At 39.3% G+C, this 15,550-nt stretch carries 22 protein-coding genes, 7 tRNA genes and 1 pseudogene; 26 read left to right on the forward strand and 4 right to left on the reverse strand.

Annotation, left to right across the window (positions count from 1 at the left end):
- Positions 1–17: 17 nt before the first annotated feature.
- The 5 genes from rsbV (at position 18) to LJF29_RS18080 (ending at position 4,534) form a co-directional block, all read left to right on the forward strand.
- On the forward strand, positions 18–347 hold the full coding sequence (rsbV, locus tag LJF29_RS18060) for an anti-sigma factor antagonist RsbV (protein WP_010333118.1): 330 nt from the start codon (positions 18–20) through the stop codon (positions 345–347).
- Complete coding sequence (rsbW, locus tag LJF29_RS18065; protein ID WP_010333119.1) at positions 344–826, forward strand: anti-sigma B factor RsbW; 483 nt, start codon at positions 344–346, stop codon at positions 824–826. Before rsbV ends, rsbW begins: the two co-directional genes overlap by 4 nt.
- On the forward strand, positions 792–1,580 hold the full coding sequence (sigB, locus tag LJF29_RS18070) for an RNA polymerase sigma factor SigB (protein ID WP_010333120.1): 789 nt from the start codon (positions 792–794) through the stop codon (positions 1,578–1,580). Before rsbW ends, sigB begins: the two co-directional genes overlap by 35 nt.
- Positions 1,580–2,179 (forward strand): phosphoserine phosphatase RsbX, encoded by a 600-nt coding sequence (gene rsbX, locus LJF29_RS18075; protein WP_229150001.1) that lies wholly within the window; start codon positions 1,580–1,582, stop codon positions 2,177–2,179. The genes sigB and rsbX overlap by 1 nt, the downstream gene beginning before the upstream one ends.
- A gap of 195 nt (positions 2,180–2,374) precedes the next feature.
- Positions 2,375–4,534: a Tex family protein gene (locus LJF29_RS18080; RefSeq protein ID WP_229150002.1), complete on the forward strand. Its 2,160-nt coding sequence runs from the start codon at positions 2,375–2,377 to the stop codon at positions 4,532–4,534.
- 9 nt (positions 4,535–4,543) lie between these two features.
- Here LJF29_RS18080 and cmpA read toward each other — a convergent pair whose 3' ends face one another.
- Positions 4,544–4,657, reverse strand: coding sequence for a cortex morphogenetic protein CmpA (gene cmpA, locus LJF29_RS18085; RefSeq protein ID WP_003225207.1), 114 nt, complete (start codon positions 4,655–4,657; stop codon positions 4,544–4,546).
- A 101-nt stretch (positions 4,658–4,758) separates the two neighbouring features.
- On the opposite strand from cmpA, the gene LJF29_RS18090 reads away from it, so the two are divergent.
- From LJF29_RS18090 to LJF29_RS18125, 8 genes are all read left to right on the forward strand, one after another.
- The gene (locus LJF29_RS18090; protein ID WP_010333123.1) at positions 4,759–5,211 is read left to right on the forward strand and encodes a SprT family protein; all 453 of its coding nucleotides are present in this window, start codon (positions 4,759–4,761) and stop codon (positions 5,209–5,211) included.
- Between the two features lie 123 nt (positions 5,212–5,334).
- A tRNA-Asn gene (locus LJF29_RS18095) sits at positions 5,335–5,409 on the forward strand.
- 5 nt (positions 5,410–5,414) lie between these two features.
- Positions 5,415–5,505, forward strand: a tRNA-Ser gene (locus LJF29_RS18100).
- Between the two features lie 29 nt (positions 5,506–5,534).
- Positions 5,535–5,606, forward strand: a tRNA-Glu gene (locus tag LJF29_RS18105).
- Positions 5,607–5,618: 12 nt separating this feature from the next.
- A tRNA-Gln gene (locus tag LJF29_RS18110) sits at positions 5,619–5,693 on the forward strand.
- A 27-nt stretch (positions 5,694–5,720) separates the two neighbouring features.
- Positions 5,721–5,796: transfer RNA gene (locus LJF29_RS18115), tRNA-Lys, on the forward strand.
- A gap of 11 nt (positions 5,797–5,807) precedes the next feature.
- Positions 5,808–5,889, forward strand: a tRNA-Leu gene (locus LJF29_RS18120).
- Between the two features lie 77 nt (positions 5,890–5,966).
- Positions 5,967–6,050 (forward strand) — tRNA-Leu (locus LJF29_RS18125).
- Positions 6,051–6,135: 85 nt separating this feature from the next.
- On the opposite strand, the gene LJF29_RS18130 is transcribed toward LJF29_RS18125, so the two are convergent.
- From LJF29_RS18130 to immR, 3 genes are read right to left on the reverse strand one after another with little or no spacing between them, the layout of a single operon-like run.
- Positions 6,136–7,242, reverse strand: a complete 1,107-nt coding sequence (locus LJF29_RS18130) for a tyrosine-type recombinase/integrase (protein WP_229150003.1) — start codon at positions 7,240–7,242, stop codon at positions 6,136–6,138.
- Positions 7,243–7,254: 12 nt separating this feature from the next.
- The gene (gene immA / locus LJF29_RS18135) at positions 7,255–7,764 is read right to left on the reverse strand and encodes a metallopeptidase ImmA (RefSeq protein ID WP_229150004.1); all 510 of its coding nucleotides are present in this window, start codon (positions 7,762–7,764) and stop codon (positions 7,255–7,257) included.
- Complete coding sequence (gene immR / locus LJF29_RS18140) at positions 7,761–8,144, reverse strand: helix-turn-helix transcriptional regulator ImmR (protein ID WP_032730566.1); 384 nt, start codon at positions 8,142–8,144, stop codon at positions 7,761–7,763. The genes immA and immR overlap by 4 nt, the downstream gene beginning before the upstream one ends.
- A 273-nt stretch (positions 8,145–8,417) precedes the next feature.
- On the opposite strand from immR, the gene xis reads away from it, so the two are divergent.
- The 13 genes and pseudogenes from xis to LJF29_RS18205 all read left to right on the forward strand — a co-directional run.
- Positions 8,418–8,612 carry an ICEBs1 excisionase gene (xis, locus tag LJF29_RS18145; protein WP_032730569.1) on the forward strand — a complete coding sequence of 65 codons (195 nt, stop codon included), beginning with the start codon at positions 8,418–8,420 and terminating at the stop codon, positions 8,610–8,612.
- Positions 8,609–8,869 (forward strand): hypothetical protein, encoded by a 261-nt coding sequence (locus tag LJF29_RS18150; RefSeq protein WP_214917173.1) that lies wholly within the window; start codon positions 8,609–8,611, stop codon positions 8,867–8,869. The genes xis and LJF29_RS18150 overlap by 4 nt, the downstream gene beginning before the upstream one ends.
- A gap of 53 nt (positions 8,870–8,922) precedes the next feature.
- Positions 8,923–9,183, forward strand: a complete 261-nt coding sequence (locus tag LJF29_RS18155; protein WP_032730571.1) for a hypothetical protein — start codon at positions 8,923–8,925, stop codon at positions 9,181–9,183.
- Positions 9,184–9,388: 205 nt separating this feature from the next.
- Positions 9,389–9,505, forward strand: a complete 117-nt coding sequence (locus LJF29_RS18160; protein ID WP_214917170.1) for a hypothetical protein — start codon at positions 9,389–9,391, stop codon at positions 9,503–9,505.
- A 48-nt stretch (positions 9,506–9,553) separates the two neighbouring features.
- The gene (locus LJF29_RS18165) at positions 9,554–9,928 is read left to right on the forward strand and encodes a YdcP family protein (protein WP_229150006.1); all 375 of its coding nucleotides are present in this window, start codon (positions 9,554–9,556) and stop codon (positions 9,926–9,928) included.
- Between the two features lie 249 nt (positions 9,929–10,177).
- The gene (locus tag LJF29_RS18170; protein ID WP_229150017.1) at positions 10,178–11,620 is read left to right on the forward strand and encodes an ATP-binding protein; all 1,443 of its coding nucleotides are present in this window, start codon (positions 10,178–10,180) and stop codon (positions 11,618–11,620) included.
- A complete protein-coding gene (nicK, locus tag LJF29_RS18175; RefSeq protein ID WP_229150007.1) occupies positions 11,613–12,671 on the forward strand; it encodes a DNA relaxase NicK in 1,059 nt (352 codons plus the stop codon). Before LJF29_RS18170 ends, nicK begins: the two co-directional genes overlap by 8 nt.
- A 266-nt stretch (positions 12,672–12,937) precedes the next feature.
- Complete coding sequence (locus tag LJF29_RS18180; protein ID WP_072183618.1) at positions 12,938–13,225, forward strand: hypothetical protein; 288 nt, start codon at positions 12,938–12,940, stop codon at positions 13,223–13,225.
- A 9-nt stretch (positions 13,226–13,234) separates the two neighbouring features.
- On the forward strand, positions 13,235–13,543 hold the full coding sequence (locus LJF29_RS18185; RefSeq protein WP_072183617.1) for a hypothetical protein: 309 nt from the start codon (positions 13,235–13,237) through the stop codon (positions 13,541–13,543).
- Entirely contained in the window at positions 13,533–14,597 is a 1,065-nt protein-coding gene (locus LJF29_RS18190; protein ID WP_229150009.1) for a conjugal transfer protein, read from the forward strand. The genes LJF29_RS18185 and LJF29_RS18190 overlap by 11 nt, the downstream gene beginning before the upstream one ends.
- A gap of 12 nt (positions 14,598–14,609) precedes the next feature.
- Positions 14,610–14,858: a transposon conjugation system subunit ConC gene (gene conC, locus LJF29_RS18195; RefSeq protein ID WP_003328173.1), complete on the forward strand. Its 249-nt coding sequence runs from the start codon at positions 14,610–14,612 to the stop codon at positions 14,856–14,858.
- A 12-nt stretch (positions 14,859–14,870) separates the two neighbouring features.
- Complete coding sequence (locus LJF29_RS18200) at positions 14,871–15,395, forward strand: conjugal transfer protein (protein ID WP_072183615.1); 525 nt, start codon at positions 14,871–14,873, stop codon at positions 15,393–15,395.
- Positions 15,283–15,550, forward strand: a pseudogene (locus tag LJF29_RS18205) (hypothetical protein); the annotation flags it as partial. The gene LJF29_RS18200 and the pseudogene LJF29_RS18205, both read left to right, overlap by 113 nt.

Consider the following 15,550-nt stretch of genomic DNA (forward strand, 5'->3'; position numbering starts at 1 on the left):
AATTTGAGGTGAAACGAATGAATATAAATATTGATGTGAAACAGAATGTCGATGATATACAAGTAAACATTGCTGGAGAAATTGATGTGTATTCAGCGCCGGTTCTCAGAGAAAAGCTCGTTCCTCTGGCGGAAGAAGGCGCAGACTTAAGGATTTGTCTGAAGAATGTCAGCTACATGGACAGTACCGGACTTGGCGTCTTCGTAGGCGTTTTTAAAACAGTGAAAAAACAAGGCGGTTCCCTTAAGCTTGAAAATCTGTCTGACCGGCTGATCCGTCTGTTCGAAATTACTGGTCTTAAGGACATCATTGATATTTCAGCAAAGTCAGAAGGTGGAGTGCAATGAATAACAAAGCTGATTACATCGAAATGAAAGTGCCGGCCCAGCCTGAATACGTAGGGATTATACGGCTGACTCTGTCTGGCGTTGCAAGCAGAATGGGCTATACGTACGATGAAATTGAAGATCTGAAAATCGCAGTGAGCGAAGCTTGTACAAATGCGGTTCAGCACGCTTATAAAGAAGACAAAAACGGGGAAGTGTCAATACGATTCGGCGTGTTCGAGGATCGTTTGGAGGTCATTGTGGCAGATGAAGGCGACAGCTTTGATTTTGATGAAAAGCAGCAGGATCTTGGGCCGTACACACCTTCACACACAGTCGATCAATTATCAGAAGGAGGGCTCGGTCTATATTTAATGGAAACGCTCATGGATGAAGTCAGAGTGCAAAACAACTCCGGCGTCACCGTAGCGATGACAAAGTATTTAAATGGGGAGCGAGTTGATCATGACACAACCATCAAAAACTACGAAACTAACTAAAGATGAAGTCGATCGGCTCATAAGCGATTACCAAACAAAACAAGATGAACAGGCGCAGGAAACGCTTGTGCGGGTGTATACGAATCTGGTTGATATGCTTGCGAAGAAATACTCAAAGGGCAAAAGCTTCCACGAAGATCTCCGCCAAGTCGGCATGATCGGGCTTCTCGGCGCGATAAAGCGCTATGATCCCGTGGTGGGCAAATCGTTTGAAGCTTTTGCGATCCCGACCATAATTGGGGAGATTAAACGTTTCCTCAGAGATAAGACGTGGAGCGTTCATGTTCCGAGACGAATCAAAGAACTGGGGCCGAGAATCAAAATGGCGGTCGATCAGCTGACGACAGAAACACAAAGGTCGCCGAAAGTGGAAGAGATTGCTGAATTCCTCGATGTATCAGAGGAAGAGGTTCTTGAAACCATGGAGATGGGCAAAAGCTATCAAGCCTTATCTGTTGATCACAGTATTGAAGCAGATGCGGACGGAAGCACAGTTACCATTCTCGATATCGTCGGTTCACAGGAGGATGGATATGAGCGGGTGAACCAGAAAATGATGCTGCAGAGCGTGCTTCATGTCCTGTCAGACCGTGAAAAACAAATTATAGACCTAACGTACATTCAAAACAAAAGTCAAAAAGAAACTGGGGACATTCTCGGTATATCTCAAATGCACGTCTCGCGTCTGCAGCGCAAAGCTGTGAAGAAGCTCAGAGAGGCCTTGATTGAAGATCCCTCCATGGAGTTAATGTAATGATCCAGGTTGAAGAAAACGAGCATATTCAAACCCTTGTATACCAACTGAATAAAGAAGGAAAATCGATTTGCGGTGACAGTTTTTTTATGAAAGCTGATGATCAAGAATTAATTTGTGCGGTAGCTGACGGACTTGGAAGCGGATCGCTTGCCAACGAATCTTCTTCAGCAATCAAAGACTTAGTGGAAAACTATGCGAACGAAGACGTACAAAGCATCATCGAACGCTGTAATCAGGCGATGAAAAACAAAAGAGGGGCTACAGCTTCTGTTTTGAAAATTAACTTTGAACAAAGGCAGTTTACGTACTGCTCCGTCGGAAATGTACAGTTTATTCTGCATTCCCCGTCTGGTGAAAGCTTTTATCCTCTCCCGATTTCAGGCTATTTATCAGGCAAGCCGCAAAAATACAAAACGCACACCGCTACCTATGAAAAGGGTTCTAAGTTCATTATACATACAGATGGACTCAACGTACCCGATATCCGCTCCCACTTAAAAAAAGGCCAATCGGTAGAAGAAATATCAAATTCGCTGAAAATGTATACGACATCTAGAAGAGACGATCTGACATATATTCTTGGACTGCTGTTCTAGGAATGTAGAAAAAAGAAGCTGGGGAAGCCGGCTTCTTTTTTTGTAGCTGGCTATTAATAAGCCACTTACGGAACTTTATGAGCGGCGGTTTACAGAAACTTTTAGAAATGAATACATCAGCTGTCTTTTTTTATGTGTTTTTTTCTGTTTTTGATACACTAGAGAAAGAACGACAAAATTGGAGGCTATGGTTACATGGAAACGTCAGCCCTTTTGAAACAGCAAATTGCGAAAGAAATAGGTTTATCACAAAAACATGTTGAAAGCGTCATCCGCCTGCTTGAGGACGGCAACACAGTTCCGTTCATCGCCAGATATCGAAAAGAGCAGACGGGTTCAATGGACGAGGTTCAGATTCAGACCATTTCTGAACGATGGCAATACATACAAAACCTGAATCAGCGAAAAGAAGAAGTGATCAGGCTAATCGCTGAGCAGGATAAACTAACAGATGAATTAAAACGCAAAATTGACCAATCCGTAAAACTTCAGGAAGTAGAAGACCTCTACCGTCCGTATAGACAAAAGCGCAAAACGAAAGCGACAGTCGCCAAAAGCAAAGGTCTTGAGCCGCTTGCCGACTATATCATGACCCTTCCGCAAGATGACCGCCTTGCAGAAACAGCAGACCAATATATCAGCGAAGAAAAAGAAGTGTTCACCAGAGAAGAAGCCATTGAAGGCGCCAAGCATATTATTGCGGAACAAATCTCGGACGAACCGAATTTCAGAAGATGGATTCGCCAGGAAACCTTTAAAAAAGGAACGATCAAGTCAGCTGCCGGAAAATCAGCAGACACAGATGAAAAAAACGTGTACGAAATGTACTACGAGTATGAAGAGCCAATCGCAAAGGTCGTTCCGCACAGAGTGCTTGCCATGAATCGCGGCGAAAAAGAAGACATTTTAAAGGTGTCTATCGAACCGCCAGCAGATCACATTAAGGCTTATTTAGAAAAACAAATCATCAAAAACCGTTCAACGTCTGTAAAAGACATTTTGCAGGAAACGATTGAAGACAGCTACAAAAGACTGATTCAGCCTGCCATTGAACGAGAAATCAGAAAAGAGCTGTCAGAAAAAGCAGATGAACAGGCGATTCATATTTTTTCTGAGAACCTCAGAAAGCTTCTCCTTCAGCCGCCGATGAAAGGCAAGACGGTTCTCGGTGTAGATCCGGCTTTCCGAACAGGCTGTAAGCTGGCAGTGTCAGATGAAACCGGGAAAGTCTTAAAAATTGATGTGATTTACCCGCATGCACCTGTCAAAAAAACGAAGGAAGCTCATGAGAAAGTGAAAGCGATTCTAGAAAAGTATCAAGTGGAAATGGTGGCGATTGGAAACGGCACAGCCTCCAGGGAGACAGAGCAATTCATTGTGAATGTGCTGAAGGACACGCCGCGTGATATTTATTATGTGATTGTCAATGAAGCGGGGGCAAGCGTATATTCGGCTTCTGAGCTTGCCAGAGAAGAATTCCCTGAGCTTCAGGTCGAGGAACGCAGTGCCGTATCCATCGCACGGAGACTTCAAGATCCGCTTGCGGAACTCGTCAAAATTGATCCGAAATCTGTAGGTGTCGGACAGTATCAGCATGACGTCAGCCAAAAACGCTTAAATGAATCCCTGCGCTTTGTCGTTGAGACAGTCGTAAACCAGGTAGGAGTAAATGTCAACACAGCTTCCGCGGCGCTGCTTCAGTATGTAGCGGGATTATCAAAGTCCGTAGCGGGCAACATTGTCAAAAAGCGGGAAGAGCTCGGTAAATTTTCGAATCGAAAAGAACTGAAAGACATTCCAAGGCTCGGCGCGAAAACCTATGAACAATGTATCGGCTTTTTAAGAGTGCAGGAAGGGACAGAGCCTTTGGACAGAACAGGAATCCACCCGGAAAGCTATAAAGAAACAAAAACGCTTTTGAAAAAGCTCGGTGTTTCAACAGAGCAAATCGGCACGGCGGAATTGAAGGACAAAATCAACAAACTGGAGCTTTCTGAAACAGCAAAAGAACTGGGAATCGGTGAAATTACGCTGAAGGACATTTGTGAACAGCTGACAAGACCTGAACGTGATCCGCGTGATGAGGTGCCTAAGCCTCTGCTGAAAACAGACGTCCTTCAGCTGGAGGATCTGAAAGAAGGAATGGAGCTGCAGGGCACCGTGCGCAATGTAGTGGACTTCGGAGCGTTTGTTGATATCGGAGTCAAACAGGACGGGCTTGTGCACATTTCAAAACTCAGCAATCAATTCGTCAAGCATCCGCTTGATGTTGTATCCGTCGGTGACATCGTGACGGTTTGGGTTGACGGTGTCGATGTGCAAAAAGGCAGAGTATCACTGTCTATGGTAAAATAAAAGCACTGCTTACGAGCAGTGTTTTTTCCTATAGAAATACCAGCATTGATTCAGCAGTTTAATTTGATAATTATCTTTTTCAAGGAACGCTTTTTGCATCTGTTTTTTCAGCCAATTTGGCATAGGCTCATTCCTCCTCAGCTTTGATATAAGAGGGGCGGTGATTACCCTATTGTATGCGAACAGTGAATTGTCCCGTTCAATGTTTTTTAGTGAGGTGCACCATGGATAATAAAGAGCTGCAAAAGCTTACAGAGGATATTTCCAACACATTTTTCAAAAAGCCGTTTCGACATCAGGCTGTTTTCAACGACAGACTTAAAACGACCGGCGGAAGATACCTGTTAACCTCTCATAACATCGAATTGAACAGAAAATATTTGATTGAGCATGGCAGAGAGGAACTGATCGGCATTATCAAGCATGAGCTGTGCCATTATCACCTTCATCTTGAAGGAAAAGGATACAAGCACAGGGACAGAGATTTCAGAACGCTTCTCCAGCAAGTCAATGCGCCCCGCTTCTGTACGCCTCTAAAGAAAAAAACAGAAAGCAAAAAAACATATAGGTATATATGTACGGCTTGCGGCCAACAGTATATAAAGAGACGCGCCATGAATCCTGACAGATACAGATGCGGAAAATGCCGCGGGAAAATAAAAAGAATTTTTTCGTAAAAAAAGGTTGACGAAACTGGCAAGCCTATGTTACATTATAAAAGTCGTCACGAGAGATAAATAAAAAACATTTCCTCTTGACTCTGAATGACAAGCCTGATATAATGAATCTTGTCTCATTATTCCACAGTAGCTCAGTGGTAGAGCTATCGGCTGTTAACCGATCGGTCGCAGGTTCGAATCCTGCCTGTGGAGCCATATTTGGAGAAGTACTCAAGTGGCTGAAGAGGCGCCCCTGCTAAGGGTGTAGGTCGCGTAAGCGGCGCGAGGGTTCAAATCCCTCCTTCTCCGCCATAAGATTGCGATATAAGTTCTCAACCATCGGCCCGTTGGTCAAGCGGTTAAGACACCGCCCTTTCACGGCGGTAACACGGGTTCGAATCCCGTACGGGTCATTCCATTTTCGTTGGGCTATAGCCAAGCGGTAAGGCAACGGACTTTGACTCCGTCATGCGTTGGTTCGAATCCAGCTAGCCCAGCCATTTTTATTTTTTGAAATTAAATAGTAAGAGCCATTAGCTCAGTTGGTAGAGCATCTGACTTTTAATCAGAGGGTCGAAGGTTCGAGTCCTTCATGGCTCACCATTTGTCTTTTTGCGGGTGTGGCGGAATTGGCAGACGCGCTAGACTTAGGATCTAGTGTCTTACGACGTGGGGGTTCGAGTCCCTTCACCCGCACTTTATTTACAAAGTGCACGCAAATTGATTTTACTAGGTTAAGAGCCTGAAAACCAGCACAACATATTAATAGTCACGCGGTCGTGGCGGAATGGCAGACGCGCTAGGTTGAGGGCCTAGTGGGTGAATAACCCGTGGAGGTTCAAGTCCTCTCGGCCGCATCAATGATACCAAGGGTTTTGACGCCCTTGGTATTTTTTTGTGTTTATTTTTAAATGATTTACTGCCCACAAACTGCCCACTTACCTAAAGTAAGTCATCTAATTTATCAGCCATTTCCTTTTGCTTGTTTGGATATAGGTGTCCATAAACATCAATTGTTGTTTTTACAGAACCATGTCCTAAACGCTCTTTAATCGTTATGTAATCTTCTCCTTGGTGTATTAATAGTGCAACGTGTGAATGTCTAAAATCATGTAAACGTATAGGAGTTAGATCGCTATCCTTGCAAAAGTATTTAATCTTCCGACTGAAAATATCTTTTCTTGAAGGTGTATCTTTATATTGAAAGATATAGGTATCATGCGAATGTCTAATACCTAATTCATTAAACAACTCTTCTTGTGCTTCTTTCCAACGTTCTAGTAGCTTAAGCAATTTTTTATTGATACTAACTCGCCGAATTGAATTTTTGGTTTTTGGGGTAGTAACAACGAATTGACCATCAAGCCAGGTACACGATTTATGCACATCTATTTCTAATAAGATTTTGTCAATATCTTTCCATTGCAGGGCGAGCATTTCACCACATCTTAGTCCAGTTAAAAAAGCAACAGTATAAAAGGTTTTAAACAATAATTGATCTTCAGGAATTAAGCTAATAAATTTTTTGAATTCTTCTGGTCTCCAAAACTTCATTTTCTTTCTTGTTAAGGGTAATCGTTTAACATTGTCACACGGATTTCTTTTTAAGATTTCTTCATGTACAGCTGTATCAAAAATTTTGCTTAGACTAGTCATTATATTATTAACCGATTTATTGCTTAGACCTGTTTCCATTAAGTGTTTTCTGAAATCAGTTATTTCTCTATGTGTGATTTTTTGTATATCAGATTTCAAAAAGTAATCAGATATATGTTTGTTTATAATGTATTTCTGATTCTGATAATAGTTCGGTTTGCTATCTATTTCACAATTTGCTAAGTAAATTGAAATTAGAGTCGGAAAGCTTACTGACCTGGACTTTCTTGCTCTTTCCTCTTGAAATTCTCTTCTTAATTTTGCTTCTAATTCTAGAGCCTCTTTTCTAGTTGACGTTATTGGTCTTGTCCGAATTCTTTCTCCAGTAATCGGGTCAAATCCAAAGCTAACGTCAACTTGATATTGACCATTTTCAAGTTTTTTTACAGACATTTTACTTCTCCTTTAACCAAAAGCGCTTATTTCGTGTGAGTAGATTCTGTTATTAAATGAGCCAATTTGAGAAAGCTTATAATCAGTAACAAATGACGGTACGTTGAAGTATGCTGCTATTTGTTCTTTGCTATAACCCTGTATATATGGAAGGGCTTCATTAAGCATTTTATCAGTCAGTATTAATTCTGATGCAAATAGGCTTGCTTGATGCTCAAGTTTATCTTTTAGAACTTTAGAGCAATTCACAACTTTAAAAGTGTTCAATCTTTTATGGAGAAAGTAATGCCCTAATTCATGGGCTATTACAAATTGTTGATGTTGAAGGTTCTCGTTGATATGAATTAAATATTGATCTGTGGCTTTGTCATGTTGTAGTAAACCATTTGCTTGTCCAAGGTCATTTTTGAGTATATATATGTTTTGGAAGTCACAAATTTCATAGACATTATTTGTACCATGTGTCTTAATTACTGATTGGACTTTATGTTTAATTCCTTTGCTTGTATAAATTGGTATCACTCTTTCTTCTTTAATTCGTCAATGAATTTAATTCCGTTTTTTAACGCTTTTTTAACAAGGCGTGCAGTTTCCTCATCGAATTCACCATCATTCATAAAAAGGAGTGTATCTTCATCCTTTAATTCCTGTATGGCTTCATTAATTGTTTTATTAAGTAAATCAGTTTCATCCTTCTTGTTTACTTCATCCTTTCCTAATAAATAATCTGTAGAGACATTATATAAGTTGCTCAATTTTAGAAGTGTATCTGTATCGGGATCTCTGTAATCTCTCTCATAATTAGATAAATTATTGTTACCGATATTAAGTTTCTCCGCGGCTTCTTTCTGAGTATATCCAGCTTTTCGTCTCGCTTCTTTTAAACGTTTGCCTAGGCTCATTTTTATCATCCATTTCACAAAGAGTTGATTTTTATTAAAATGATAACAACATTTTTTTGGAAATTCATCACTTTCACCTATAAGTTAAACAGTTACTTATTAATTCTCCTTTAAGGAGACCTTTTTTCTTCTTTATGGAGAGTTTAATTATCAATATTTCCATATGTTTTTAAAAAAATACACTTTAAGGTGAATTTTGTGTTGACTTACACGAAAAGGAGTTTTATAATAAAGTTAAATCACAAAGAGTTGAGTTAACGAGGAGGTGATATTGTGGGAGGGGAGTTTTTAACTGCACGAGATATTCAAAAAATTCTTGGAGTTAAACAGGCTAAATCTTATGACATTATTAGAACTTTGAATGCTCAAATGAAAAAAGAAGGTTATATGGTCATTCAAGGTAAGGTGAGTAAAGCTAAGTTTGAAGAGTGTTATTGTTACAAAGGTCCAAAATCTCAAACGGGGTGATTTGTATAAACATTGATATAACAAACTCGTTTATGAAAGAAGCTGTTCCGTTGGCAAGACAAATGGAAGGTGATTGGGCAGCACGAATGAAAATCGCTCTGAATTCAGTCATCATAAATCATTATTTGAACCTTCCCTTAACATATGAAAATGTTAATGAATTATTGCGAAAAGGCGTTTCATATCGCAGGATTTGTAAGCATTACAGCATTGGGAGAAAAGACATTGAAAAGCTGCGGCAATCATCCATAGTGTGACGTTATATACCACTATAGGGAGCCGTTAAAAATCCTTTGAAAGGGGGGGTGCGATGAAAATAAGGGTGAATGCAACAATCATCACTGATGTTGAAGCTTTAAAGGCTGATAAAGACTTAAAACATTTTAAAGATTATGTGATTTGTGAAACTTTTGTTGTCGATGAAGATAATCATTTAAGGGCTAATGAACAAGTATCCGAGCAGTTAAAAGGTTGGGATTGGTGGTGTATCTGGTCCACTCGTCCGTTGAGTAAGAAGGATAATCAAGTGTTTACTTTATATAATGATGAATTGTATAACTTATGTCGCTAGGGGTGTTTGTTCTTTGAAAACTATATACAGACAAAAAAAGCGCCTTGACGAATGATCATCAAGAACGCCGGCAAATAAAAACTAGACACTTTTATTATACGGCATTCTTGCTGAAAAGTCATGCGTGAGTATTTGAGTGATGAACAGCAATCACTTTAAATGCTGTAGCAGGCTAGAATAAGCGTGCGGAATAGCTGTAGTCAGCTTGATGGCTATAATTAGCCTACTAGGTTGCCATGAGGGCATAAAGTCGTTAGCAACTGATAAGCGCCAAGATGGATACAGAACCGGAGCGAATCCAAAATATAAAATCGAAATTTAACGATCTTTTGAAAATAAATAATAAAAAATGAAATGGGGATATGAAAAAATGAACTTAAACTTTATTGTACCGGATATCAATATGACTTTTGGTGAACTGAAATTTTTAGGTTTAAACCGTGAGCGCTATGCCTATGTGGATGGTAAAAGAACAGATACATTGGAATCAAGGATATATAATCTAGGGTCCAGTGTACAAGGCGGGCAGATTGAAGTGACAATTCCTGCTTATGTTGATTTAAAGGAATTTGATTTCTTTAAGGATGTTGAATTGAAAAATCCGAAAATCATGGCTTCTGCTAGAGCAAATGGGAATTTTGCTAATGTTAACTGGACTGTCGAAGCAGAAGATCTCGTATTAAAAGGCACTGTGTCTAGTCCTGCAAACAAAACAGTAACACCAGGAACTTCTGATAAGAAATAATTTATAAATCGAGTACAGTTATTTTGATTATGTTGAAGAAAACGGAGGTAATGGCGAAGTGAAGACCGTTAAATCTGTGTACTTTGAGAATGTCGTTATCCCTACAATTGAACTTGGCGAATGTCATTGTTGTGAGGAGGACAATGCCGTAGAGTATTATCAAGAAGAAGTCCCGAGAGGTTATGTGTGGGAAATGTATTGTCACTCTTGTAGAGAAAAATCATCGGGGTATGAATTCTAATGATCAATATTAGTGATTTCTTTAATAAAAGGTTTTGGAAGTACAGGGGTAAACGAATCCGCCCGTACATGAGAAATAATGTAAAATTAGCAGGCGCAATTATCTTTGTGCCTGTTTTTTTGTTATCTATGTTTCTCTTTTGGAAAGATCATCTTCTTCACTTTGATGTATTTCAAGTGATTGATCACTTTGAATGGAATGTACCTTTGATCGTTAAAAGTTTGGTTTGCTCGTTGTCAATTGGTATTGGAAGTGTGTATGTTGCCTATTTAACTTTTAATGGACTTTTTAAAAGGTTAAAGCACAGGCAGATGCTTGCAAGAATGATTTTTTCTAACAAGTTTTATGAAAAAGATCATGTAAAGGTTAAAAAGCTATTCTCAAATGATACAGGGACAAAGGAAAAAATCACTTACTTTCCTAAGTTGTATTACCGAGTTAAAAACAATCACATTTATATCCGTATTGCTATGGATATGAGCCGTTTTCAGAATCGCTTCCTAGACTTAGGAAAGGATTTAGAAAACGGCTTGTTTTGTGACTTGGTTGATAAGCAAATGGAAGAGGGATTTGTCTGTTTCAAGTTACTGTATGACGTAAGTAAGAATCGTATATCTATTGATGAAGCGGTCGCTAAAGACGGTGTTCTGCCATTAATGAAACACGTCTCATGGAAGTTTGATAAATTACCTCACATGCTCATATCCGGTAGCACAGGCGGAGGGAAAACCTATTTCATGTTGACCGTCATAAAAGCGTGTGTAGGACTTGGGGCAGATGTGAAAATCTTAGACCCGAAAAATGCTGATTTAGCCGACTTGGAAGAGGTGCTCCCGAAAAGAGTCTATTCGCAGAAAAATGGCATCCTTATGTGTCTGAGAAAGTCGGTTGATGGCATGATGGAACGAATGGATGAAATGAAGAAAATGCCCAATTACAAGACTGGTGAAAACTATGCCTATTTAGGGCTAAAACCTGTCTTTATCTTCTTTGATGAATATGTGGCATTTATGGATTTGCTGGATATGAAAGAAAGGAATGAAGCATTATCCTACATGAAACAATTGGTTTTGTTGGGTCGTCAAGCTGGTTATTTTCTTGTTTTAGGGGCACAGCGACCAGATGCAAAATATCTAGCTGATGGGATACGAGATCAATTTAGTTTTCGTGTTGCTCTTGGCAATATGTCTGATACTGGTTATGGGATGATGTTCGGTGACGTTGATAAAACATTTATGGAAAAAGACGTGAAAGGTCGAGGATATGCCTATGTCGGCACAGGTTCAATATTAGAGTTTTACAGTCCAATTGTGCCAAAAGGATATGATTTTATGTCATCTATTAAAAATGCGCTGGTTGGAGTCGAGGGAGCGCAGGCGACGGCAGTCGCCAGCGGCAGCGTAAGCGACCAGACGGCCAGCGGCGAAGGAGTGAGCGAAGCGAATGGATGAGCTACAACAACCCCCCCACGCTAACAGGGGGGTAGTAATCGTAAAAGAAGAAAATGAAACCATTGAAAGTCCTTTGGTATCAATGGTTGACTATATTCGAGTCTCTTTTAAAACTCATGATGTTGACCGAATTATTGAAGAGGTTCTTCACCTTAGCAAAGACTTTATGACTGAGAAACAATCTGGTTTCTATGGCTACGTTGGCACGTACGAACTGGACTATATCAAAGTCTTTTATTCTGCGCCAGATGATAACAGAGGTGTTTTGATAGAAATGTCCGGTCAAGGTTGCCGTCAGTTTGAATCGTTCTTGGAATGCCGGAAGAAAACATGGTACGACTTCTTTCAAGATTGCATGGCGCAAGGCGGTTCATTTACTCGCTTTGATTTGGCGATTGATGACAAAAAGACATACTTTTCTATACCAGAACTGTTGAAAAAAGCCCAAAAGGGCGAATGTATTTCACGGTTTAGAAAATCGGATTTCAATGGCTCCTTTGATCTATCTGATGGCATTACAGGTGGAACGACAATATATTTTGGTTCTAAAAAGTCAGAGGCGTACCTTTGCTTTTACGAAAAAAACTATGAACAAGCAGAAAAGTATAACATTCCGTTGGAAGAACTAGGCGATTGGAATCGTTATGAACTGCGACTTAAAAATGAACGTGCACAAGTTGCCATAGATGCTTTATTGAAAACAAAGGATTTAACCTTAATCGCTATGCAAATCATTAATAATTATGTAAGGTTCGTTGATGCTGATGAAAACATCACTAGAGAGCATTGGAAAACGAGCCTTTTTTGGTCTGATTTTATAGGTGATGTTGGAAGACTTCCTTTGTACGTCAAACCACAAAAAGACTTCTATCAGAAATCAAGAAACTGGCTTCGTAACTCTTGTGCTCCCACTATGAAAATGGTACTTGAAGCTGATGAACATTTAGGGAAAACCGATCTATTAGATATGATTGCAGAAGCTGAACTGGCAGACAAACACCAAAAAATGTTAGATGTGTTTCTTGCTGATGTTACTGACATGGTCGTTTAAAAACAAGCTGCTAAACCTTTATAAACACAGGTGATGCGATTAATCGTATGTGTCAACGGTACCGGAACGAAGTGAGGATAAGGAGTTGACAGATTCAGCGCCACCAAAACCCTCTTGGCATTGAACAAACAACCGTTTGTTCCTGCCTACCGGCGAGGGAGTCCCCCAATGATTTGGGGGAATAGGGGGTTAGATTATTAGCAATCCAACGTGCATACGTTGGTGGGTTTGGGCAAAGCCCAAGAAATTTAAAAAGAGGTGTTTAAATGTTAAACGTAAATTTGTTAAATCGTGCATATTTAGAAAGTGAGTTAGAGAAGGTCGGTTTATTACGATTAGCTGAGACATTTATTGAAAAATTGCTAGAAACAGTACCTTATTATGAGCAAGGCCAAAGGATTTTACTTGAATCTGAATCTCCTTTAAAGGATGATATTATACGTTTTGTATCTGCTGTCTTTTTCATTCCTGAAAGTGAAGATGAAGAGGAAGAAACAGAGGAAGTTAATGTTGAGTTTGAAATATTGAGGTCGTATGATAGCTTTCCAAAATGAGGTGGTTAGATGTCAGCAGTAGATAATCACTTCAAAAGAATGGGCTTTAATGTTGGTATTCCTTCTTTAGTCTTTGTAAGAAGTTTAAGCAGAGATTGTATGTTGATTGTCGAGGGTGAACGAGTAAAAGGATTTGCTGAATATCGTTACACATTCTATAAAACAAGATATTTGCCGGACGGTCGAATGACTAGCTTAAAAGTTTATATTGAGAATCAAAGCATAAAAAGGGTGTTACATCGTGTAGCATCCTTTTTATCTTTCTTGGAAAGAACGAAACAAATTGAACAGAAGGAGTGTGAAAAAGTTGCTCAATAAAGAAATTGGCTCTGATAAGAAGGAAGAATCCTTTTTTCGGTCTGCCTTTCAAAAACTGAAACGAATTGAAAGACCGGAAAAAGACAGACAGAAAGTTCCTCGTGACAGGTCAAAGCTGATAGCCGTCACATTATGGTCTTGTGTAGGGGGCTTGCTGTTTATCTGTCTGCTTGCTGTTCTTCTGTCAATTAATACTCGCTCCCAACTTAATGACATGAAAGACGAAGCGAATAAGCCAACAAATGACGATAAACAAAAAATTTCGGTGACTGCTGCTGAAAACTTTCTGTCAGGGTTCATCAATGAATATGTGAATGTGAAGAACGATCAAGAATCTATTGAAAAACGTATGCAGAGCCTTGAAAGCTACATGGTGAAACATGAAGATAACCATTTTGAGGATGAAGATCGCTTTAATGTAGATGGCTTAAAAGGTGATCGAGAGTTAAAGGGTTACAGCTTATATAACGTGAAAGAAGGTGATAAAAACAGCCTTTTTCAATATAAGGTCACATATGAAAATCTATACCCTGTAGAAAAGGAAGTTGAAAAAGAAGTTAAAGACGGAAAGAAGAAAAAGAAGGTGAAAGAAAAGGTTAAAACAAACGAGAAATCTGAAAAACAAATGTTGCTGAATATTCCAGTCACAAATAAAGCTGATTCCTTTGCGGTGTCTGCTGTCCCTTACTTTACACAGATTTATGATCTGAAAGGCAATATTGCTTCTGAGAGTAAAGAAGAGACTAGAGACGAATATGCAGGCGAGAAAAAAGAATCTATCGAATCATTCCTTCATACTTTCTTTGAGAAATACGCTTCTGAAAAGAAAGAAGAAATGGTTTATATGATGAAAAAGCCGGAAGCGTTGGAAGGAAACTTGTTATTTGGAGAAGTGCAGTCAATGAAAATCTTCGAGACGAAAAAAGGTTTCGAGGTTTTTTGTGCTGTTCTATTTAAGGAAAAAGAAAATGATATTCCGGTAAATGAAAAATTTAGTTTAGAGATTACGGAAAACAGCGGTCAGTTTTATGTAAATAAACTCAAACATCAATAGGAGGTTTAAAATATGGATTTCATGAATTTCTTTATTCTTGGCGCAGACCTTCCAACACTTGGAGGGGTAAAAGGTTGGGCATCAGATGTTGTTATCCAATTCATTACGATTGTGGTCATGTTCATAGCCGCAAAGAATCTTATGAAATTAAAAATGGGCGGCATTATCTTTGTTTGCTGTATTGGTAGTGCGGTGACGTGGGTTATTAAACACTGGTCAGAATTCTCCGGCTGGATCAATGCGCTAATGGAAAAATTGTAAGGGGGCATATGAATGGGGCGTCTGGTGTTCAACTACCGGAAGGCAATGAGAGAGCCGAAAAAAATTCAGCAATTAACCGAAAATTATTCGTTACCCTTTGCAGTTGAGTTAATACCGGCTATTAACTATTTCATTTTTGTTGGTCTCTGCTTTGGATTCTGGTACGGCGTGAGGATGATTTTCCCTCACGCTTTTGATAACAGTTACGTCATCGTGATTTTTGGGATACCATTTTTTTTAACGATGCTTGTAACGAAAATAAAGCCGGAAGGCAAAAACATCTATTTATACTTCTTTGATTTTGCAAAGTATTACTTCTTCATTAAGCTTCCACAAAAGAAGTTTTGCAATGACCGAAAGGTTGATTTAAGTAATGAAAAACAAATTGAGTTTCGAAAACTTGTGAAGGTGGTGGATTATTCAAATGAGACTAAAAACGCCTATGAAGGCAATACACAAGAATTTGCTGTTAACAAGAACGGGCGACGTGTGGGCGTACTACCGAATAAAGAGCAATTCGATTCCTATGCAAAATAAAGAAAAAGTTGAGTCGTACAAAAAGAAATGGCAGCATCTTTTTGAAGAAATTACATCTTATGAGGATTTTCACTTGATGATGTATCCAAGTGAGTATGAATTAGAAAAACGATTTAAGGATTTAGAAACAGATATTGCGGCAGATGCAATGGATG

The sequence above is a fragment of the Bacillus sp. LBG-1-113 genome (genome assembly GCF_020708615.1).
GTDB classification, from domain to species: domain Bacteria; phylum Bacillota; class Bacilli; order Bacillales; family Bacillaceae; genus Bacillus; species Bacillus mojavensis.

Coding starts and splice junctions, on each gene's coding strand:
- LJF29_RS18090 (WP_010333123.1), top strand. CDS start 4,759: ATGGATAATAAAGAGCTGCAAAAGCTTACAGAGGATATTTCCAACACA.
- LJF29_RS18130 (WP_229150003.1), bottom strand. CDS start 7,242: ATGTCTGTAAAAAAACTTGAAAATGGTCAATATCAAGTTGACGTTAGC.
- rsbV (WP_010333118.1), top strand. CDS start 18: ATGAATATAAATATTGATGTGAAACAGAATGTCGATGATATACAAGTA.
- LJF29_RS18180 (WP_072183618.1), top strand. CDS start 12,938: ATGTTAAACGTAAATTTGTTAAATCGTGCATATTTAGAAAGTGAGTTA.
- LJF29_RS18165 (WP_229150006.1), top strand. CDS start 9,554: ATGAACTTAAACTTTATTGTACCGGATATCAATATGACTTTTGGTGAA.
- sigB (WP_010333120.1), top strand. CDS start 792: ATGACACAACCATCAAAAACTACGAAACTAACTAAAGATGAAGTCGAT.
- LJF29_RS18200 (WP_072183615.1), top strand. CDS start 14,871: ATGGGGCGTCTGGTGTTCAACTACCGGAAGGCAATGAGAGAGCCGAAA.
- LJF29_RS18080 (WP_229150002.1), top strand. CDS start 2,375: ATGGAAACGTCAGCCCTTTTGAAACAGCAAATTGCGAAAGAAATAGGT.
- LJF29_RS18185 (WP_072183617.1), top strand. CDS start 13,235: ATGTCAGCAGTAGATAATCACTTCAAAAGAATGGGCTTTAATGTTGGT.
- LJF29_RS18155 (WP_032730571.1), top strand. CDS start 8,923: ATGAAAATAAGGGTGAATGCAACAATCATCACTGATGTTGAAGCTTTA.
- rsbW (WP_010333119.1), top strand. CDS start 344: ATGAATAACAAAGCTGATTACATCGAAATGAAAGTGCCGGCCCAGCCT.
- conC (WP_003328173.1), top strand. CDS start 14,610: ATGGATTTCATGAATTTCTTTATTCTTGGCGCAGACCTTCCAACACTT.
- nicK (WP_229150007.1), top strand. CDS start 11,613: ATGGATGAGCTACAACAACCCCCCCACGCTAACAGGGGGGTAGTAATC.
- rsbX (WP_229150001.1), top strand. CDS start 1,580: ATGATCCAGGTTGAAGAAAACGAGCATATTCAAACCCTTGTATACCAA.
- cmpA (WP_003225207.1), bottom strand. CDS start 4,657: ATGCCAAATTGGCTGAAAAAACAGATGCAAAAAGCGTTCCTTGAAAAA.
- immR (WP_032730566.1), bottom strand. CDS start 8,144: ATGAGCCTAGGCAAACGTTTAAAAGAAGCGAGACGAAAAGCTGGATAT.